The sequence below is a fragment of the Longispora albida DSM 44784 genome, assembly GCF_000379825.1.
Classification (GTDB): Bacteria; Actinomycetota; Actinomycetes; order Mycobacteriales; family Micromonosporaceae; genus Longispora; species Longispora albida.
Genome location: NZ_KB903823.1, coordinates 40,002 through 58,450 on the forward strand (window position 1 = coordinate 40,002; position 18,449 = coordinate 58,450).

Annotated in this window: 22 protein-coding genes; 17 read left to right on the forward strand and 5 right to left on the reverse strand. The window is 70.4% G+C overall.

The genetic code is table 11. From position 1 onward, the window contains the following. Positions 1-15 precede the first annotated feature (15 nt). The 7 genes from glgA to A3G1_RS0113495 all read left to right on the forward strand — a co-directional run bounded on the left by glgA (position 16) and on the right by A3G1_RS0113495 (position 7,653). A complete protein-coding gene (gene glgA / locus A3G1_RS0113465) occupies positions 16-1,218 on the forward strand; it encodes a glycogen synthase (protein ID WP_018349999.1) in 1,203 nt (400 codons plus the stop codon). Between the two features lie 155 nt (positions 1,219-1,373). Beyond that, complete coding sequence (gene wecB, locus A3G1_RS34795; protein WP_211216305.1) at positions 1,374-2,495, forward strand: non-hydrolyzing UDP-N-acetylglucosamine 2-epimerase; 1,122 nt, start codon at positions 1,374-1,376, stop codon at positions 2,493-2,495. A gap of 15 nt (positions 2,496-2,510) precedes the next feature. Continuing rightward, positions 2,511-2,657 carry an LPXTG cell wall anchor domain-containing protein gene (locus tag A3G1_RS40540; RefSeq protein ID WP_018350001.1) on the forward strand — a complete coding sequence of 49 codons (147 nt, stop codon included), beginning with the start codon at positions 2,511-2,513 and terminating at the stop codon, positions 2,655-2,657. Next, a complete protein-coding gene (locus tag A3G1_RS0113480; protein WP_157641120.1) occupies positions 2,650-3,198 on the forward strand; it encodes an exosortase/archaeosortase family protein in 549 nt (182 codons plus the stop codon). Before A3G1_RS40540 ends, A3G1_RS0113480 begins: the two co-directional genes overlap by 8 nt. Beyond that, positions 3,195-4,607: a glycosyltransferase gene (locus A3G1_RS34800; RefSeq protein ID WP_018350003.1), complete on the forward strand. Its 1,413-nt coding sequence runs from the start codon at positions 3,195-3,197 to the stop codon at positions 4,605-4,607. The genes A3G1_RS0113480 and A3G1_RS34800 overlap by 4 nt, the downstream gene beginning before the upstream one ends. Before the next feature lie 3 nt (positions 4,608-4,610). Next, on the forward strand, positions 4,611-6,944 hold the full coding sequence (locus tag A3G1_RS0113490; RefSeq protein WP_018350004.1) for a hypothetical protein: 2,334 nt from the start codon (positions 4,611-4,613) through the stop codon (positions 6,942-6,944). A gap of 34 nt (positions 6,945-6,978) precedes the next feature. Further along, the gene (locus tag A3G1_RS0113495; protein ID WP_157641121.1) at positions 6,979-7,653 is read left to right on the forward strand and encodes a hypothetical protein; all 675 of its coding nucleotides are present in this window, start codon (positions 6,979-6,981) and stop codon (positions 7,651-7,653) included. On the opposite strand, the gene A3G1_RS0113500 is transcribed toward A3G1_RS0113495, so the two are convergent. Beyond that, on the reverse strand, positions 7,650-8,426 hold the full coding sequence (locus tag A3G1_RS0113500; RefSeq protein WP_018350006.1) for a class I SAM-dependent methyltransferase: 777 nt from the start codon (positions 8,424-8,426) through the stop codon (positions 7,650-7,652). The two genes, A3G1_RS0113495 and A3G1_RS0113500, sit on opposite strands and share 4 nt — an antisense overlap. 277 nt (positions 8,427-8,703) lie before the next feature. Here A3G1_RS0113500 and A3G1_RS0113505 point away from each other — a divergent pair, with 277 nt between their 5' ends. From A3G1_RS0113505 to A3G1_RS0113525, 5 genes are all read left to right on the forward strand, one after another. Next, on the forward strand, positions 8,704-9,066 hold the full coding sequence (locus tag A3G1_RS0113505; protein ID WP_018350007.1) for a hypothetical protein: 363 nt from the start codon (positions 8,704-8,706) through the stop codon (positions 9,064-9,066). A 184-nt stretch (positions 9,067-9,250) separates the two neighbouring features. Next, a complete protein-coding gene (gene arr, locus A3G1_RS0113510; protein ID WP_040478353.1) occupies positions 9,251-9,664 on the forward strand; it encodes an NAD(+)--rifampin ADP-ribosyltransferase in 414 nt (137 codons plus the stop codon). Positions 9,665-9,759: 95 nt separating this feature from the next. Then, positions 9,760-10,383 (forward strand): hypothetical protein, encoded by a 624-nt coding sequence (locus tag A3G1_RS0113515; RefSeq protein WP_018350009.1) that lies wholly within the window; start codon positions 9,760-9,762, stop codon positions 10,381-10,383. A 161-nt stretch (positions 10,384-10,544) separates the two neighbouring features. Further along, entirely contained in the window at positions 10,545-12,347 is a 1,803-nt protein-coding gene (locus A3G1_RS0113520; protein ID WP_018350010.1) for an anthranilate synthase family protein, read from the forward strand. Then, positions 12,332-13,060 (forward strand): GntR family transcriptional regulator, encoded by a 729-nt coding sequence (locus A3G1_RS0113525; RefSeq protein WP_018350011.1) that lies wholly within the window; start codon positions 12,332-12,334, stop codon positions 13,058-13,060. Before A3G1_RS0113520 ends, A3G1_RS0113525 begins: the two co-directional genes overlap by 16 nt. Positions 13,061-13,220: 160 nt before the next feature. On the opposite strand, the gene A3G1_RS0113530 is transcribed toward A3G1_RS0113525, so the two are convergent. Beyond that, a complete protein-coding gene (locus A3G1_RS0113530; protein WP_157641122.1) occupies positions 13,221-13,487 on the reverse strand; it encodes a hypothetical protein in 267 nt (88 codons plus the stop codon). A gap of 20 nt (positions 13,488-13,507) precedes the next feature. Further along, a complete protein-coding gene (locus A3G1_RS41755; protein ID WP_157641123.1) occupies positions 13,508-13,741 on the reverse strand; it encodes a hypothetical protein in 234 nt (77 codons plus the stop codon). Between A3G1_RS41755 and A3G1_RS0113535 the strand changes: the two genes are divergently transcribed. Together A3G1_RS0113535 and A3G1_RS0113540 are read left to right on the forward strand one after the other, a co-directional pair. Continuing rightward, positions 13,740-14,096, forward strand: coding sequence for a hypothetical protein (locus A3G1_RS0113535; protein ID WP_026212107.1), 357 nt, complete (start codon positions 13,740-13,742; stop codon positions 14,094-14,096). The genes A3G1_RS41755 and A3G1_RS0113535 overlap by 2 nt on opposite strands. A 39-nt stretch (positions 14,097-14,135) precedes the next feature. Continuing rightward, complete coding sequence (locus tag A3G1_RS0113540; RefSeq protein ID WP_083936923.1) at positions 14,136-15,461, forward strand: MFS transporter; 1,326 nt, start codon at positions 14,136-14,138, stop codon at positions 15,459-15,461. Between the two features lie 10 nt (positions 15,462-15,471). Here the strand turns inward: A3G1_RS0113540 and A3G1_RS0113545 are convergent, their stop codons facing one another. Next, positions 15,472-16,410: a ribose-phosphate diphosphokinase gene (locus A3G1_RS0113545; RefSeq protein ID WP_018350015.1), complete on the reverse strand. Its 939-nt coding sequence runs from the start codon at positions 16,408-16,410 to the stop codon at positions 15,472-15,474. A 166-nt stretch (positions 16,411-16,576) separates the two neighbouring features. Then, positions 16,577-16,900, reverse strand: a complete 324-nt coding sequence (locus A3G1_RS0113550; protein ID WP_026212108.1) for a DMT family transporter — start codon at positions 16,898-16,900, stop codon at positions 16,577-16,579. 61 nt (positions 16,901-16,961) lie between these two features. On the opposite strand from A3G1_RS0113550, the gene A3G1_RS0113555 reads away from it, so the two are divergent. The 3 genes from A3G1_RS0113555 to A3G1_RS39615 all read left to right on the forward strand — a co-directional run. After that, positions 16,962-17,423 carry an NUDIX domain-containing protein gene (locus A3G1_RS0113555; protein ID WP_018350017.1) on the forward strand — a complete coding sequence of 154 codons (462 nt, stop codon included), beginning with the start codon at positions 16,962-16,964 and terminating at the stop codon, positions 17,421-17,423. A gap of 104 nt (positions 17,424-17,527) precedes the next feature. Beyond that, complete coding sequence (locus A3G1_RS0113560; protein ID WP_026212109.1) at positions 17,528-18,160, forward strand: HAD family hydrolase; 633 nt, start codon at positions 17,528-17,530, stop codon at positions 18,158-18,160. Between the two features lie 106 nt (positions 18,161-18,266). Beyond that, positions 18,267-18,449, forward strand: a 183-nt coding sequence (locus A3G1_RS39615; protein ID WP_157641124.1) for a helix-turn-helix domain-containing protein, incomplete at its 3' end; no start/stop codon positions are given.

Below are 18,449 nucleotides of genomic sequence, written 5' to 3' on the forward strand. Positions count from 1 at the left end.
CGATACGGTACCCGGATGGCCGTACGTGCCGGGCTGATCAGCAGAGAGTACCCGCCGGAGATCTACGGCGGGCTCGGCACGTATCTCGCCCACCTCGTCCCGCAGCTGCGGTCCTACGCCGAGGTCGAGGTGCACTGCTTCGGCGCGCCCCGCCCGGCCGCCCGCTCGTATCCGGAGCCCCGTGAGCTGGCCTCGGCCAACCCGGCCCTGCGCGCGCTGGCGACCGACGTGCTGATCGCGGCGGAGCTCGGCGGCCTGGACCTGGTGCACAGTCACGGCTGGTACGTGAACCTGGCCGGCCACCTCGCCAAGCTCCTGCACGGCCTGCCGCACGTGATCACCGCCCACACGCTGGAGACCCACCGGCCGTGGAAGCGGGACCAGCTCGGTGGCGGGTACGAGGTCAGTTCCTGGATCGAGCGGGTCGCCTACGAGGCGGCGGACGCGGTGATCGCCGTGAGCGCGGCCATGCGTGCCGACGTGCTGGCGGCCTACCCCGGCGTCGACCCCGCCCGGGTCCACATCGCACGCCCCGGCGTCGACACCTCCCTCTTCTACCCGGACCACGACCCTGCGGAACTGCTGCACTGGGGCATCGACCCCGGCCGGCCGATCGTGCTGTACATCGGCCGCAACACCCCGCAGAAGGGCCTGGGCAGCCTGCTGGCGGCCGCCCACCTGCTCGACAGCTCCGCGCAGCTCGTCGTGTGCAGCTGGGCACCGGACACGCCGGAGCTGGGCGCGTGGATCGGCCCGGCGGTCGGGCGGGCAGGCGGGCTGCTCATCGGGCAGCCGATCCCGCAGCAGCTCGTCCGCCAGCTGCTCAGCCAGGCGGCTGTCGTGGTCTGCCCCTCCGTCTACGAACCCCTCGGCATGGTCAACCTCGAGGCGATGGCCTGCGGCACGCCGGTCGTCGCGGCCCGGGTCGGCGGCATCCCCGAGGTCGTGGCGCACGGCCGCACCGGCCTGCTCATCGACCAGGGCCGGTCCTTCCCGGCCCGCCTGGCCGAGGCGGTCAACGGGCTCCTGGCCGACCCGGCCGAGGCCGAGCGGATGGGCCAGGCCGGCCGTCAGCGCGCCGAGCGCGAGTTCAGCTGGGCGGGCACGGCCGCCAGAACCCTCGCCACCTACCGCGCCGCCTGCATCGCCCGCGAACCAGCCGCCGGCCAGCCCGGCTCCCTCTGGGGCCCGCCGAAGGACGCTGGCGCCCTCTCCTAGCGGCGGCGTGCTGTGCCGCTCGTGCCCAGAGCATGCCTGCTGCGATCTATCGCTGATTCTGTCGAAAAACTTCTATTTGTACAAAATGCTGGTGGGATGGTAAATAGCCTGGCTTTTGTACCAAGAGGGGGCTCCATGTAGAGATGGGGTGAACTGTGGGCGTTTTGAGGAGCACGGCAGGTGCGGCGGTCTTCGTGCTGGGTACCCGGCCGGAGATCATCAAGCTCGCGCCCCTCGCGGAGTCACTCGGGGAACTGGCGGTCGTCGTCGACACCGGCCAGCACTACGACCCGATGATGAGCGGGGCCATCTACGCGGAGTGCGGCCTGCCCGCGCCGCAGGTACGCCTGGCCGTCGGCGGGCTGCCCAGGTCCGCGCAGGTCGGGCAGGGGCTGGCCGATCTGGGTGCGCTGTTCGCCCGTGCCGTACCCGCCGTGGTGGTCGTCCAGGGCGACACCAACTCCGGGCTGGCCGGTGCCCTGGCGGCCAACGCGTGCGGAGTGCCCCTCGTCCACGTCGAGGCCGGCCTGCGCAGCCACGACCGCAGGATGCCCGAGGAGAACAACCGGGTACTGATCGACCACCTCGCTGACCTGCTGTGCGCGCCGACGCCGGGCAACGCGGGCAACCTGCGCGCCGAGGGCATCGCCGGCCACCGGGTCGCACTGACCGGCAACACCGTGGTCGAGGCGGTGCTCCGGCACCTGCCAGAGCCGGAGGATCGCCGGAAACTGCTGGCACACCACGGGGTGCGGGCTGGTGAGTTCGTCCTCGCGACAGTGCACCGGCAGGAGAACACCGACGACGCCGCAGCGCTCCGCGAGGTCCTGAGCGGACTGAGCCGGTGTGCCGGGCGCGGATACCCTGTCATCCTGCCGCTGCACCCCCGGACACTCGCCGCCGTGACAAGCCTCGGCTGCGGGGACCTGCTGGGCGGGCTGCTCGTCACCGGCCCGCTCGGGTACTCCGACTTCCTGGGCCTGGCAGCCGAAGCCGCACTCCTGGTCTCCGACTCTGGCGGACTCCAGGAGGAGTGCACTGTGCTCAAACGGCCGATGGTGGCGGTCCGCACCTCGACGGAACGGCCGGAGAGCCTGGACGGTTTCGTACGGCTCGTACCACCGGGCGCTGGCCTCCACCGTGAGATCGACGGCTTCCTGGCGGACGTCGCCGGGTGCCACGCCCGGCTCGCCGCACTGCACTCCCCGTACGGGCACGGAGCCGCAAGCCAGAGAATCGCCGGCCTCATCCAGGAGCGCTTCCTGGTTCACAGCTAGCCCTGGGGAGATCACATGTACGGGAATCCGTTCGTCAGCCTGCCGGTCACCGGCCTGGCCAGCATCAGCATCGCCTTCGTCGCACTCGGGCTGATCTTCGCCGGCCTGCTGCTCTTCCGGCTCGGCCGTACCCGCCGCGCGGCGAACGGCGGCCGTGACTAGGTCCGGGCGGGTCGCCGAGTCCGCCAGGAGCCTGGCAGGGGCCTCGGTGATCGCCGGTGCCGTGCTGCTGGCCGCCAGCGGGATGCGGTTCCGGGGCTGGGAGGTCTCCGCTACCGGCTGGCTGATGGCGAACCTGTTCCCGCTCACCGCCGTGCGCGCCCCGGGGCACCCGGACGTGCTGCATTTCCAGCCGGCGTCCGGCCCCTGGTACGCGATCCAGATCACGGCAGCGTGCACCGCGGCGGTGCTGGTCGTGCCGCTGCTGGTGGTCATGGGCCTGCTGCTGTGCACCCGGAGGTTCCCGGCCTCGCGCATCCTGCTCGCCGGAGGCCTCGCCGCGGTGGTCGTCACCGTGGTCAACCTCGGCAGGGTGATGGGCATCGCCGCCGCACTCGCCTACGGCGACCAGTCGGCCTTCGAGGTGGCGCACGTCATCTGCGGCACGCTGGCCACCATCGTCGGCGGGATACTCGCGGCGGTCGTCTTCGTCCGGGTGCTGCTCGGTTCGCGGGGACGCGGCAGGATGGCGGCCGCCGTATGACCACTGTGGTGCTGATGGCGGCGATGAGCACGGTCATCTGGCTGTCCAACGGCTACTTCTTCACCATGCTCACCCTCGGCATCCGCTTCATGCGCCAGCGGGGAGCGAAACTGGGCGACCAGGCCAGGCTCGGTTACGGCCAGCCCCATCTCGGCCGCGACGACGACCTCTTCTACTACTTCCTCGTACCGTGCCTGAACGAGGAGAAGGTGATCGCGGCGACCGTCACCCGGCTGCTGGGCCATCCCGCCAGCCATGTCGTGGTCATCGACGACGGCTCTGACGACGCCACCGGCTCCCAGGCCCGTGTCGCGGGCGCGGACGAGGTGACGGTGCTCCGCCGGAACCTGCCGGACGCCCGCCAGGGCAAGGGCGAGGCACTGAACGACGGGCTCGCTGCCGTACGGCGGATGGTGGCCAGCGGGCAGCAGGATCCGGAGAAGGTCGTCGTCTGCGTGATGGACGCCGACGGCCACCTGTCCGACGGCGCGGTCCGGCACGTGTCCGCAGCGCTCGCCGAGCCGGAGGTCGGCGCAGTGCAGCTGTCCGTGCGCATCCGCAACCGGGACCGGTACCTCACCAGGATCCAGGACTTCTACTTCTGGGCCATCGCCGCGGTCACCCAGTTCGGGCGCTCGGCGACCGGGACGGTGAGCCTGGGCGGGAACGGCCAGTTCACCCGGCTCACCGCGCTGAACATGATCGGGGAACGGCCGTGGAGCCGGTGCCTCACCGAGGACCTGGACCTGACCATCAGCATGGTGATCGACGGCTGGCGCCTGACGACCACCCCGCACGCCGCGGTGGCCCAGCAGGCCGTCGACCGGCTGCCGGCCCTCGTCCGGCAGCGCACCCGCTGGTACCAGGGCCACATGGCCTGCGGGAAGCGGCTGCCCGAGATCTGGGGCTCCTCGCGGCTCAGTCACCGGCAGGCCACGGAGCTGTCCCTCTACCTGCTGGTGCCGTGGGTACTCGACCTGCCGTGGTCGATCCTGTGGCACTTCGCGATGATCGGCTTCGTCCTGCACGCTCCGGACTACTTCGTCACCGGCTCGGGCCCGCTCGTCTTCGGCCTCAGCGTCGCGACCTGGTACGCGTTCAGTTTCGGTCCGGCGATCGCCGCCGCGTACATGCAGAAGAAGCGCTCTCCCGGCACGGGCTGGCTCCAGGCGCTCCTGATCGGCCACTCGTTCATCGTCATGAACTACGTGTTCTTCGTCTGCGTGTGGCGTGCCTTCGCCGCCCTCGTCGCGGGCAAGCCGTCCACCTGGGCGAAGACCGCCCGGGTGTTCGAGAGCGGTGCCGCGCCAGCGAGCAGGATCCCGGCCCCGGCGCGGCGTGCGGGCGGCAGGCACCGGCGGACGGAGCCAGCGCGGGTCCACGGGTCCCGGCAGCGCGGGGAGGCCTGAGCGATGGGACTTCTCCTGCTGCTGACGAGTACCGCGATCATCGCCACCGCCGCGTGGCGGTTCGCCCGGCGGCTACGGGTACGCGGCCGGATCGAGCAGCTGGTGGCGGCGCTCGTGCTGTCCTCGGCCGGCGTGCTCGGGCTCACGCTGCTGACCGGGGGAGTGCTGCGCTCCTACGACCGGGCGGGGATGGCGCTCGGCGCCCTGGCCATCGGCGGGCTGGAGCTGTGGTGGACCCGGCGGAGCCCGCTGCCAGCCCGGTCCGGTACCCCCGTGCGGTCGTGGCTCACCGGCCGGACCGGCTGGGAATGGGCACAGTGGACGGCCGCCGGCGCGCTGCTGGTCCTGGTCTGCGGCCAGTACGCCTGGCGAGTCCTCCTGGCGGTCACGCTGCCACCGACCGACTGGGACGGACTCCAGCGGCACCTGGTCGGCCCCGCAGTGTGGATCCAGGCCGGCAGGCTCACCCACAGCCCGCAGAGCGAGTGGGCCGACAGCCTGCCGCTCACGGTCGAGTCCTTCGGCGGGTGGACCGGCGTCTTCCTGCACACGATGCGTTACGCCCCGCTGGCCCAGCTCCCGCTGTACCTGCTCGCCGGGCTGTCGGTGGCAGGCCTCGCCCGGAGGGCCGGAGCCGGCCGGGCGGCCGCGCTGCTCGCCGGACTCGTCCTCCTCGCGTCGCCAGCGGTGTTCGCCCAGGCCGGAACGAGCTATGTGGACGTTTCCGCCACGGCCTTCGCCCTCGCTGCCCTGTACCTCGTCACCGGCCTGGGGTCAGCCTGGCAGCCGGGCGAGCCGGGCCTCCGGGTCGTCGCGGCCTACGCCTGCCTGACCGGGGTGGCAGCCGGGCTGGCCGCCGGGTCCAGGATGGACAGTCTTCTGCTGGTGCCGGTGCTGGCCGCCGTGCTGTTCGTCGTCACGATCCGGCGGCACAACGCGGGCCACGTGTCCGGGGAGCACGCCGGGCTCCGGACCAGGAAAGCCCGCCGGCTCAGCCGCTCGGCTCTGCGACCGGCGGCCCTGGCACTGGCCGGGCTCGCCGTGCCGGTGCTGCTGCTCGGATCCTTCTGGTACCTGCGGGCCTGGGCCACCCACGGCAACCCCTTCCACCCGTTCACCGTGGCGGGCTTTCCCGGCCGTGGCGCGGTCGCCGATCTGCTCGCCGGGGCTTCGGTGACGGCGGAGCTGGGAACCGACCCGATCGGCAGGGTGGCGCGCTCCTGGCTGGCGGACCTGAGCCCGCAGGCCGCGCGGTACGACATGCGGTCCGGCGGATTCGGCGTGGCCTGGCTCGTGGTCGTTTTGCCTGCGGCCCTCGCGGCCCTGGCCGCGTCCCGGCGCCGTCTCGCGGGCCCGGTGCCACTGCTCGGTGCCGTGGCGCTGCTCGCCCTCGTGGTCAGCCCCGCGCCCTGGTGGGCCCGCTACACCCTCCTGCCGCTCGCGATCGGTTCGGCGCTCGCGGCGGCGAGCATCACCCGCTGGAACGCCGGGAACCTGCGGATCCTGGCGGCCGGCACGACCGCAGCCCTCGTAGCCCTCACCTCGGTCTCGATGTGGTGGGCGAGCAGCTCGACCCCCATCTGCGCCGCGGAACGGTGTCCGGCCGGCACGCTGCTGACCCCGCACGGTGCGGTCGCGCTGCTGTCCCAGCCCGACCGGCACCAGCGACTGTGGCCGTGGAACCAGTACCGGATCCTCGGCGCTCTCCCTCGTGGCTCGGTGATCGCCGTGCCGAAGGTCCCCAGCACCCCCTTCCCGCTCGCGGTCATGGGCGAGCGGCTCGAACGGAAGATGGTCGCCGTCGAGGCGCCGGACTCCGCAGACCGGCTCGCGGACGTCCTCGACCGGCAGCACGCCAGCCATGTCCTGCTCGACCCGGCCGTGCACGGTTCGCTGGCCAGGGCTGTCGCGCGGGATCCCAGGTTCGCGCTGCGTTCCGCGCCGTCCGAGCGAGTGTTCGGTTCCGACCTGTTCGCCTACGGCCCCCAGGCCACCGGCTGCCCGGAGCCGCTACCCGCCACGCTCACGGCCGGCCTGGCCGGGACCGCCGGTGAGGCCTCCGGGCTGCGGGTGTCCGTGATGGACGGCTGTGGCCGGCCGATGCGCGCCGAGGTGCGGCTCTACGCCGGCGACCCGGCCAAGGCCCTCTGGCAGGACGACGTGGCCCTCGCGGAGCACTCCTCGGACGCGGGCGGCACGGTCACCTTCGCACTGCCAGCGCGCGCCCGGCCGTGGCGCTACTTCGCCAGCGTCCAGGCGACCGAGTACCACGACGCGCTGGCCAGCGCGACCGTGATCGTCCCGCCGGCCGCCACAGCGGAGCCTGCTGGGGACTGACCTGATGTCCGTACCAACCTGTGTGGAGGTAGCAGTGAGGAATTCGACCGCGAGGTGGCTGCGCACGTCAGTGCTGGCAGCCGCTGGCAGCATCGTCCTGCTGAGCGCGACGCCGGCCCTGGCGGCGACGATGACGTCCAAGGACGAGCCGGAGACCGTGACCATCGCGCCCGGGGCCACCGGCATCGTCCCGGTCACGATCCGCAACACCGGCACCACAGTCGTGGAGATCGACACATCGAAGCCGAGCAGCGTGGTGTTCACCGCTCCGGCGAACACGACGTTCCCGGCGCAGACGAGCGTGCCCGCCTACCAGGCGCCGACCGGGTTCCTCTGGAACACGGGCTCCCTGGCGCTGAACAACTGTGCCGTCAGCAACGCGGGCAAGACACTGACGTGCAAGCTCGACACGACTCCCACCAGCGGCGGCTACATGCAGTGGAAGGGCGATGTCGGCCGGCAGTTCAGGCCGCAGGTCACCGTCGACCCGTCGGCCCCGCCCTCGACGACGCTCTCCGCCGGGAGCATGAAGATGTCCTGGCAGGACACCAGCGGCGCAGCCTGGGAGACCGTCCCGGGCACCATGAACGTCAAGACCCCGGCGGTGAACGCCATCCCGATCGCCAACCTGGCGGTCGCCGTGCCGGTCCTCCTCGTCCTGGGCGCTGGCACCTATCTCGTCCGCCGGCGCGGAGCGCGGAAGGCCTAGGGTGTACGCCTCCGGCCCATCGCCAGCACCGTGTCGAGCCGGATGTCCAGGTGGCCGCCGACCCGCCCGATCGCGTCGCCGATCCGGCCGAAGAGGGCGCTGCGCTGGTCGGCGGGCAGCAGCAGGTTCGGGGCGAACGTCCCGAGCAGGCTCAGGTACTCCGCGGCCGACCACCGCACCACCGGCGAGAAGATCCGCGCCTCCACGTCCGTGAACATGCCTGACCGGTCGACCTCCCGGAACAGCCAGTGGTCCTCCGGGCTGTCGAGCTGGTCGGGGAGCTGCGGGACGAGATGCGGGGCCGTGGCGGCGTACGCCGCCCGCAGCTGGTCGTCGAGCCGGGCGTCGACCACTGTGTACTCGTGCTCGAACACTGCCAGGGTCCCGCCCGGTGCCAGGGCCTTGTGCGCGAGCCAGCAGCGCTCGCCGACCGGCATCCAGTGCCAGGCCTGCCCGCTGTACACGATGGACACCCCGCCGGGCGGCGGCGTCCAGTCCTCGAACGCGCAGACGGCGACCTCGACGTGCGGCTGGCCGGCGAACTTGGCAGCCAGCACGCGCGCCATCACCGGGCTGCGCTCGACGCAGGTGATCGGCAGCCCGTACGGCGCGAACTGCTCGGTGGCCTTGCCGGTGCCCGCGCCGACCTCCAGGAGGCTGGACACGGTGCCGGTGCGGGTGAGGACCAGCTCGGCGAGTTCGGGAGAGTAGCTGGGCCGGGCGAGGTCATACTCGGCGGCGATGCCGTCGAACACCGAAGACGGGCCGGACATGCGGGCTACTCTAAGGTCCCCAGGCTGATCAAGTCGAGCATTGGTCCAACGTGGACAGTCGCGCCGTGGTGGGCAATTCCGGGCAATCGTGCCGAGTCCGCGAGCCCAGACCGAAACCTCACACAGCCTCACAGTGCGGTGCGCGAGGTGATGAAACGCCGGCCAAACGGTATCGCCCGCTGCCGGGTACCTGTTCGGGATTGTTCGGGATCGGTGACGATCCGGAGCGCCGCGAGCTGCAATTGCCTGCGACCAGGGTGAACAGGAGGAGGCAGCAATGCGGACGATCAGCAAGTTTCTCGGTGCGGCCGGTGTCGCCGCAGCTGTGGCCGTGACCGGCTTCGCGGCTCCCGCCAGCGCGTACTCGGGCGTGGAGATCAACGCGGCCAGCTGCGTGTCCTACGTCGGCCCGATGTACGGCGGCATGAACTGCTGGGCCGACGCCGTGGGCGGCGACGGGGTCTACACCTACACGTGGGCCAGCGGCGACGGGGCGTGGATCGGCGGCCACGGGTACGAGCAGAGCGGTGCCTGCGTCCCGGACCGCTGGGTGTACGTCAACGTGACCGTGATCGACAGCTCCGGGCACGGGGCCGGAACAGTCATCCACTTCTGGTGCGACGGGGCCGTGCCCGTCTGACCCGCGCCCTCCCAGACCAAGGAGCCACGGGATGCCACCCCCCGTGGCTCCTTCACGCTGTTTCGCCAGCTCGGCGACCACGCCGCCCCGGCCAGGTACGCGAAACGCCGGGCCGCCCGGGCACGGAGAGATACCGTGGGCTGCGTCCATCACTACCAGCGGGGAGTGACAAGTGTCCGAGCCAGTGCGATGGGGCAGCAAAGACCCGGGCCCGTTCTTCCACGGTACGAAAGCCGTGCTGGCCGCCGGCGCGTTGCTGGAGCCGGGATACGGCTCCAACTACGGCGCTGGCGACCGGGCGAACTTCGTCTACATGGCAGCCACGCTCGACGCCGCGGTCTGGGGTGCTGAACTGGCCGCGGGCGACGGGGACGGGCGGATCTACCTCGTCGAGCCCACCGGGTCCTTCGAGGACGATCCCAACCTCACCGACCAGCGGTTCCCCGGCAACCCGACCCGTTCGTACCGCACCCGCCACGCCCTGCGTGTCCTCGCAGAACTCCGCGGCTGGCAGGGACACTCCGAGCAGGACCTGCGGCACATGCGCGACCACCTCGCAGCGCTCAAGGAGCAGGGCGTCGAAGCCATCAACGACTGAAACCAGCCCAGATCCGGCGCGAGTCGATGACCCGTCCCGGCTTTGTGTCCTGCCAGGATGGTGCTGCCAGCGCATCCTCGTGACAGGAGCAACTGATGACAGGGTTCCCGACCGGGCAGTTCCGGCTCGTCAATGTGGAGACAGGGCTGTGTATGTACATACACAAGTACTCTCTCAACGACAGCCCGATGGTGGGGATGCAGAAGAAGAAGGGCGTGGCCGAGGAGCTCTGGCGCTTCGACGGGCGGCTCATCAACACTTCTGAGGTCGGCCTTCTCGGGACCTTCGGCCTGCGGGCGGATCGGGACCTGGATTTCCTCACCACCCGGGGTACCGGCAGCGAGCTGTGCAGCAAGTGGGAACACAAGAACGGGATCATCAGCTGCCCCGCCGTGCCGGGCGTCATGACCTGCTTGAAGGAGAACTTCAACGGGGCGGTTGGCATTGCCCGCGCGAACGGCACGACCCCGCCGATCAGGGCCGCCATCCAGAGCGCCACGGGAACAGACGATGCGGACACGTGGCTGGATGAGGCCCCAGACTACGAACTGCGGCACACGCTGGCGGAGATGACCATGGGGCGACAACTCCCTGGCGTGTCCGTGATCGTGATTCAGAAGAGCACTCCTGCCGAGCTGCGCGCGCTGTTCAAGAAGTTGCTCGCCGAGGAAGCCTCGCTCCCGCCCCTGAACCAGCAGTGGCGGTGCGATCCCGCCTGACCTGTGCGGCTGGCCGGCGCGGTGAGGAACCGCGCCGGCCAGCACAGGCACAGCCGCCACCAAGCGGCCCGCAGGAGGGCTGTTTTCCCAGCTCGGCACCCAGATCGCCACCTCGTGGCACGTCAGGAGACGAGACCCAGCTGTTCTAGTACTGTTGGGCGATGACCGCAGCCGTGAAGCCCTTCTGCCTCTTCCACTCCGACGGGAAGACCTTCTACGCAGCCGGCGAGGTCAGCTACACCCGATGGCTCGCGCAGATGCCCCGCCCGGCGGGGACCGACGGCCGCCCCGTGATCAGCATGGTGCCCTACACCCAGCTCCGCGAGCGGGGCTTCGAGCTGCACGACGGCGACGAGCCGATCATCTCCATGATCGCCACGGAGTTCCGCGAGGTGGCCCTCGACGAGCTGCTGCCGGAGGGTGAGCCAGCCTTCGGCACCTCCGAGCTGGTGCTGGACGTCAGCGACGCCGAGTACGCGGAGATGGTCCGGAAGGTGATCGAGGAGGAGATCTGCCGGGGCGAGGGCTCCAACTTCCTCATCTCCCGCACCGGGCGGGCCACCATCAGCGGCTTCTCGCCGGAGGTCGCCCAGGTGATCTTCCGGCGGCTGGTCCGTAACGAGCCTGACGCCTATCTCACCTTCTGCTTCCACGACGGCGAGCGCTACTTCGTCGGCTCCTCGCCGGAGCGGCACATCACGATCGAGCGTTCCGAGGTCACGATGAACCCGATCAGCGGCACCCTGCGGAAGGCGGAGCTACACAAGCGGTCGGACCTGGTCGAGTTCCTCACCGACCCGAAGGAGGTCAACGAGCTCTTCCAGGTGGTCGACGAGGAACTCAAGATGATGTCCCGGATCTGCTCGGAGGGCGGGGTGGTCCGTGGCCCGTTCCTCAAGGAGATGAGCGCCCTGATCCACACCGAGTACGTGCTGGTCGGCCACAGCCATCTCGACAAGGTCGACGCGTTCCGGGACTCGATGTTCGCGGCCACCATGATCGGCTCCCCGCTGGAGAACGCCGCCCGGATCATCCGCAAGTACGAGCCGGCCAGCCGCCGCTACTACTCCTCGGCCATCGTCATCAACGGCCTCCGCCCGGACGGCGAGGAGTACCTGGACAGCGCGATCACGATCCGGACGATGGAGGTCACACCGGACGGGCAGGCCCGGCTCCAGAGCGGCGGCAGCATCGTCCGCGACTCCGTACCGGAGAAGGAGACCAGGGAGGCCGAGGCCAAGATGGCCGGGCTGCTGCGCGCGATCACGTCGGGGGAGCTGGCGGAGCCGAAGCTGCCGCAGTACATGGACGCGCACATCGAGGAGCTGCTGACCTCGCGGAACAAGTACCTGTCCCGGTTCTGGATCGACGACCAGGAGGGCAGCCCGGTCCCGGTGCCCACCCCCGGCAAGTCGATCCTGGTCGTGGACAACGAGGACGAGTTCACGCACATGCTCGGCCACGTCCTGACCCACCTCGGTTTCGACGTGACCGTCAGCGACTACGACGATCCGGCGCTCGACCTGGACTCGGCGGACCTGGTGCTGGTCGGCCCCGGCCCCGGCGACTCGACCGATCTGTCCGACCCGAAGATGCGCAGGGTCCACGACATCGTGGGCAGGCTGCTGGCGAGCAGGACCCGGTTCCTGGCCGTGTGTCTCGGGCACCAGATGGTGTGCCACCATCTCGGCATGCAGATCGTCCCCGTCGACCCGCCGCTGCAGGGCGTGCAGAAGTCGATCGACCTGTTCGGGCGGCAGGAGGCGGTCGGCTTCTACAACACGTACTTCGCGCTCCGGCCGGAGGTCGCACCGGCCGGCGTGCGGATCGCCGCCGAACCGGACGGGCGGGTCATCGCCCTGCGCGGGGAGAACTTCTGCACCTTCCAGTTCCATGTGGAGTCGGTGCTGACCAGTAACTGCGTAGCCATCCTGAAGGAAGCGCTCGATTGCCTCCAGCACTGAAGTACCAGTCCATCGCCGACGACCTGCGCGCGCGGATCGCGGCCGGCGAGTTCCCGCCGGGGACGCCACTGCCGGCCCAGCGGGCCCTGAGCGTGTCGTACGGCGTCACGCTCATGACCCTGCGCCAGGCGCTCCAGGTGCTCGCCGACGAGGGCAGGCTGCTGCTCCAGCCCGGGCGGGGGACCATCGTGCCCCCGGCCGGCGCCGGCTACCGGCTGGACACCCTGCGCAGCCTCAGTGAGGACCTGCGCGAGCAGGGGCACACCGTGACCAACGAGGTACTCGCGTCCGGCATGCGCAAGCCGCCGGGCTGGGTGGCCGGCCACCTCGGCACCGGCAGCGCCCTGCGCCTCGAACGGGTCCGGCACGTCGACGGCCGCCCTGCCGTGCACCAGATCTCGTGGGTAGCCGAGCCGCACGGCACGCGGATCAAGGAACGCGACTTCCAGAACGAGCAGCTCTACGCCGTCCTGGCCAGCATCGGCGTCTCCGTCCACAGTGCCACGGAAACCATCCGTCCCCGCGTCGTCACCGATCCGGTCGCCGGCTACCTCAACCGCCCGGCAGGCAGCGCCGTCTTCGTCAGTGACCGCATCACCCACGGCCTCGACGGCCGCCCGGTGGTCGTCGACCGGGCCTCGATCGACGGCGACCTGATGGAGATCCGCGCCGAACGCTCCGCAGCCAGCCTGTCCATCCGCTGGGTCAAATAGGGCCGTTTGGACCCGCTGAGAGCGAATCTGGACTGCGCGAAACGGCTTCCCACGTACAACACCGGTACGAGGGAAGCCGTTTCGCTTGCCAGATTCACTCTCAGCGGGCCACTTCGCGTTAGATCAAGAGCAAAAGGTCAAGAGCGATAGATCAAGTGCTTCATCTGTTACTGGTGACGGGGGCACCCGCCGCGCGCCAGTGGCCCCCGGGAGAAGACCCGAGGGCCGCACAGTCCTCTGTGTCCGGTCCGGGGATCAGCGCGTGCTTCGCGGGGTCGGTGGCTGCGGCCTCGTACACGTCGAGGTAGCCCGCGAATCCGGGCTGACTGACGGCGAGGACCCGGTACTGCTCAGCTGGCCCGTAGTCGAGGCCGGGCACTGTCGTCGCGCTCAGGCTCTCGACGCCGAACCACAGGTCGCCGGTCACGCCGGGCGGCACCATCGCCGTCAGCGCGGGCCGTGCTCGCCGGCGAGCACGGTCGCGTACCGCATCCGGGAGGCGATCTGTTGTGCGCCGCCGGCGGAAACTTTTCCGGAACCGGCGAGGAGTATCGCTGACCTCGGATTCCTGGGTGCCGGGCAGGTGACTGCGGGCCCCGCAGCGGGTACAAAAATGGAGCTTTGGTTCTTGATCTGGGTGTGGATGGGCGGCGTCGCGTGGTCTGTAAGGTTCTGGATCATGACAACCCCCCTCGTCACCGTCTGCCGGGACTGCTGCTGTGGCTCGGCGAAGAAGCACCCGGACGTCGACCACGGCTACCACCTGGAGGTCGTGCGAGCTGGGGTGGCCGGTCACGCGCGGTTTCGGGTCGCTGACTGCCTGGACGTGTGCGAACGGTCCAATGTGGTGGTGGTCCAGCCCTCGCCGGAGGGCAAGCGGCGGGGCGCGCGGGGCGTGTGGCTGGGCGAGGTGCTCAGCGACGAGGCGGTCGACGCGGTGGTGGACTGGACGCGAGCCGGGGGCCCGGGCGCGGCGGCGATGCCCGAGGTGCTCCGGCCGCTGGTGATGCCCCGGCCGGCCACGAAGAAGAAATAGGCCCTTTGCCCTGAATACGCCGCTGCTGGGTGGCTGGCTATGTCAGGGGCAGGTCTGCCCGGCCCGGAAGGCTGGCGGCGGGCACCCGGGAAGGAGCCACACTGGGATGTGGAACCTGGACCAGCCGGGATCAAGCGGATCTACTACACGCTGGTGGTCGGCAACACCCTGGCGGCCTCGCTGATCTGGGGGATCAACACGATCTTCCTGCTCGACGCCGGACTGTCCAACCTGGAGGCCTTCGCCGCCAACGCCTTCTTCACGGCGGGCATGGTGCTCTTCGAGGTGCCGACCGGCGTGGTCGCCGACCTGCGCGGCCGCCGGACGTCCTTCCTGCTCGGCACGGTGACGCTGGCCGCATCCACCGCGCTGTACGTCCTGCTGTGGCGGCTCGGCGCGCCCTTCTGGCAGTGGGCTGTGGTGTCGCTGCTGCTCGGGCTCGGCTTCACCTTCTTCTCCGGCGCGACCGAGGCCTGGCTGGTCGACGCGCTCCAGGCGACCGGGTTCGACGGGCAGCTGGAGTCGGTGTTCGCCCGGGCCCAGGTCTTCGGCGGGCTGGCGATGCTGACCGGCGCGATCGGCGGCGGGTACCTGGCCCAGATCACCAACCTCGGCGTGCCCTTCGTCGTCCGGGCCAGCGTGCTCATGCTGATGTTCCTGGTGGCGCTCCTGCTGATGCGGGACATCGGCTTCACGCCCCGGCGGGACGGCCACCCGCTCCGTGAGATCCGCACGATCGTGTCCAACTCGGTGGAGTACGGCTGGCGGGTCCCCGCGGTCAAGTACCTGATGCTCGCCGCGCCGTTCAGCGCCGGCGTCGCGATCTACGTGTTCTACGCGCTCCAGCCGCATCTGCTCGACCTGTGGGGCGACCAGGAGGCGTACGGCATCGCCGGCCTGGTCGCGGCGCTCGTGGCCGGGTCGCAGGTCGCGGGCGGGCTGCTCGCCCCGGTGGTCCGCAGGCTGGTGACCCGGCGGACCACCGCGATCCTCGTGGCGGCGGCGGCCGGCACGGTGGCGGTGTTCGCCATCGGCCTCGTACCCGACTTCTGGGTGGTCGTCGCGCTGATCACCCTGTGGGGGCTGGCCTTCACGGCGGCCGGCCCGATCCAGCAGGCGTACCTCAACGACATGATCCCGTCGTCCCAGCGCGCGACGATTCTGTCCTTCGCCTCGCTGATGGGTTCCAGCGGCGGGATCGTGGCCCAGCCGGCCCTCGGCCGCTCGGCCGACGTGTGGGGGTACCCGGCCTCCTACCTGCTGTCCGCCGGGATCTCCGCGCTGGCCCTGCCCTTCGTGTACCTGTCGCGCCGGCAGAACGCACCGGCCGACTTCCGCCGGGGCGAACCAGCCGCCCCGGCGTGACGTGAGCTGGTCACGCGAACAGCGCGCTGACCGACTCTCCGTTGTGGATGCGGCGCATGGCCTCGGCGAGCGCCGGGGCGATCGACAGCACCTTGAGCTTCGGCCCGCGCTCCGACTCGGGGATCGGCACGGTGTTGGTGGAGACGATCTCCAGCACGTCGGGCTGGTCGCCGATCCGCTTGAGCGCGCCGCTGGAGAACAGGCCGTGCGTGCAGGCCACCCGGATCGACTTGGCCCCGAGCTCGCGGAGCCGTTCGATGAGTTCCAGGACGGTGCTGCCCTTGGCGATCTCGTCGTCCAGGATGATCACGTCGCGGCCGGTGACCTCGCCGATCACCGAGCTGATGCTGACCTTGTCGTCGGCGAACCGCTGCTTGGCCCCCGCGGCCACCTTGGCGCCGATCAGCCGGGCGAAGGCGGCGGCCTCCTTGGCGTTGCCCAGGTCGGGGGAGACGACGGTGGTGTTCGACAGGTCGTACTGCTGGAAGTGCGCCGCCAGCTCCCGCAGCGCGTGCAGGTGGTCGACCGGGATGTTGAAGAACCCGTGCACCTGAGGGGAGTGCAGGGTCATGGTGAGAACACGGCTGGCGCCCGCCGTGACCAGCAGGTCGGCCACGAGCCGGCCGCCGATCGAGATGCGCGGCGCGTCCTTCTTGTCCGAGCGCGCGTAGGCGAAGTGCGGCATGACCACAGTGGTGCGTGCCGCCGAGGCGCCGCGTGCGGCGTCCAGCATGAGGAGAAGCTCGACCAGATTCTCCTGTACCGGCTGGACGAGCGGCTGGATCAGGAACACGTCCCGTTCCCGGCAGTTGGCCTGGAGCTGGACTTCGAGGCAGTCGTTGGCGAACCGCTGCACCCGGACCGGGTGGAGCGGTGCCTCCAGGTGTGAGCAGATCTCGGCGGCTAGTTCGGGGTGGGCGCTTCCGCTGAACACGGCGATGTCCCGCACGGGAATGCTCCTTGTTGATCTCACCGGATGTCGCGCCGAATATACCGAGGCTCCGGGCGGCACCGACCGGCTGCGGCCAGCTGAGACGGACATCTCACATCCCGCACTATCCACATAGGATCATCGATGCCTCGTGCGGTTGGCCGTCACGTCCCGCGCCGCTTCCTCAGTGACCCGACCCGCCGAGGTTCAGCAGGATCACCCCGCCGATCACCAGCATGATCCCGCAGATCTTCATCAGGTTGATCTCCTCCTTGAGGAAGGTGAACCCGATCGCGGCGATCACCGCCGTCCCGACCCCCGACCAGATCGCGTACGCCGTCGACACCGGCACCCCGCGCAGCGCCACGGACAGGAAGTAGAAGGACACCCCGTACCCGACCAGCGACAACGCGGTCGGCAGGCCCTTGCTGAACCCGTCGGAGTACTTCAGGGAGGTCGTCGCGCCGATCTCGAACGCGATCGCCAGCGCCAGCATCACATAAGGCATCCCGGCAGCCTAGAGGCCCGCGTGCCCCGCGTGCCCAGGTCGGGCTGGGTAGCCTGGCCGGATGGTTCTCCCGGCTGCCGAGTGGTACGCGACCCTGCCCACCTTCCTGGCGTTCGCCGGCGCCGTGATCACGGATGACGCGGGGCGGATCCTGCTCGTCCGGACGACATACCGCCAGCACTGGAACCTTCCGGGCGGCGTACTGGAAGCAGGCGAGCCGCCCCACGCCGGCTGCGCCCGCGAGGTCAGGGAAGAAGTCGGGCTCGACCTGGAGCCCGGCCGGCTGCTCGTCGTGGATTGGTCGGCGCCGGCCGCCGGGCGGCAGGCGCTGTTCGGGTTCCTGTTCGAGGCCGGCCCGGTCGCGCCCGGCACCCCTATCCGGTTGCAGGACGGGGAGATAGCCGACTACGCGTTCGTGCCACCCGGCGAAGCCCTCGGCCGGGTATCGGCGAACATGGCGGCCCGGCTCCGCGCGGTGGCCACGGCCCAGGAGACCGGCACCACGGTGTACCTCGCCCGGTGACCGGCAGGTGAACAACAATTCCGGCCCCGGTGACCTGGCCGACAGTCTGGTCCGGGCCAAAAGGGCCGTCGGCTAGGGTTCCACGCGTGACCCCGGACTTCGCCCTGCTCCTCGACATGGACGGCACCCTCCTCGACAGCGAGAAGCTGTGGGAGATCGGCCTCCACGACCTCGCCGTCCACCACGGCGGCCGGATGTCGGCGCAGGCCAGGGAACGCATGGTCGGAGGCAACATGGCCGACTCGATGGACATCCTGCACACCGACATCGGCAAGCCGTGGCTCGACGCCCAGGCCAGCACGGACTGGCTGGAGAACCGGATGGCCGAGATCTTCACCGAGGGCGTGCCGTGGCGGCCCGGTGCCGCTGAGCTGCTCGCGGCGGCGCGCGCGGCGGGAGTACCGGTCGCACTGGTCACCGCCACCCGCCGCCACCTCGTCGAGGTCTGCCTCGACACGCTGGGCCGGGACAACTTCGACGCCGTGGTCTGCGGCGACGAGGTACCCGAGACCAAGCCGCACCCCGCCCCGTACCTCACCGGCGCGGCCCTCCTCGGCTTCCCGGCCGCGTCCTGCGTCGCGATCGAGGACTCGCCGACCGGTGTCGCGAGCGCCCTCGCGGCCGGCTGTGCGGTGCTCGCCGTCCCCTGCGAGGTACCGCTGGACGGCCTCGGCGCCACGGTCACCGACAGCCTGGCCAGCATCGACCTGCCGTACCTGCGTTCCCTGCTCCTCTAGGTGTTCTGTCCATGGACGTTGGTGATGTGGGGTCTTGAAAGGGTGAGGGCCTGCCGGTTAGGTGTGGAGCTACCAAGTCAGCCGCACCCGAGCCGGAAGGCCCTCGATGGTCCACCGTAATGCACCCTTGTCCGAGACGGGCAGGCTGCGTCTTGCCCGTTGCGTTGTTGATGATCAGTGGCCGTTGCGCCGTGCCGCGGAGCGGTTCCAGGTGTCGGCGACGACCGCGGCGCGGTGGGCCGGCCGGTATCGCGAGCTCGGTGAGGCGGGGATGGCCGACCGGTCCAGC

Excerpts from the sequence above, each read along its gene's own strand:
- glgA (WP_018349999.1), top strand. The coding sequence starts at position 16 with ATGGCCGTACGTGCCGGGCTGATCAGCAGAGAGTACCCGCCGGAGATC.
- A3G1_RS40540 (WP_018350001.1), top strand. The coding sequence starts at position 2,511 with ATGTACGGGAATCCGTTCGTCAGCCTGCCGGTCACCGGCCTGGCCAGC.
- A3G1_RS34800 (WP_018350003.1), top strand. The coding sequence starts at position 3,195 with ATGACCACTGTGGTGCTGATGGCGGCGATGAGCACGGTCATCTGGCTG.
- A3G1_RS0113490 (WP_018350004.1), top strand. The coding sequence starts at position 4,611 with ATGGGACTTCTCCTGCTGCTGACGAGTACCGCGATCATCGCCACCGCC.
- A3G1_RS0113500 (WP_018350006.1), bottom strand. The coding sequence starts at position 8,426 with ATGTCCGGCCCGTCTTCGGTGTTCGACGGCATCGCCGCCGAGTATGAC.
- A3G1_RS0113505 (WP_018350007.1), top strand. The coding sequence starts at position 8,704 with ATGCGGACGATCAGCAAGTTTCTCGGTGCGGCCGGTGTCGCCGCAGCT.
- A3G1_RS0113515 (WP_018350009.1), top strand. The coding sequence starts at position 9,760 with ATGACAGGGTTCCCGACCGGGCAGTTCCGGCTCGTCAATGTGGAGACA.
- A3G1_RS0113520 (WP_018350010.1), top strand. The coding sequence starts at position 10,545 with ATGACCGCAGCCGTGAAGCCCTTCTGCCTCTTCCACTCCGACGGGAAG.
- A3G1_RS0113535 (WP_026212107.1), top strand. The coding sequence starts at position 13,740 with ATGACAACCCCCCTCGTCACCGTCTGCCGGGACTGCTGCTGTGGCTCG.
- A3G1_RS41755 (WP_157641123.1), bottom strand. The coding sequence starts at position 13,741 with ATGATCCAGAACCTTACAGACCACGCGACGCCGCCCATCCACACCCAG.
- A3G1_RS0113540 (WP_083936923.1), top strand. The coding sequence starts at position 14,136 with ATGTCAGGGGCAGGTCTGCCCGGCCCGGAAGGCTGGCGGCGGGCACCC.
- A3G1_RS0113550 (WP_026212108.1), bottom strand. The coding sequence starts at position 16,900 with ATGCCTTATGTGATGCTGGCGCTGGCGATCGCGTTCGAGATCGGCGCG.
- A3G1_RS0113555 (WP_018350017.1), top strand. The coding sequence starts at position 16,962 with ATGGTTCTCCCGGCTGCCGAGTGGTACGCGACCCTGCCCACCTTCCTG.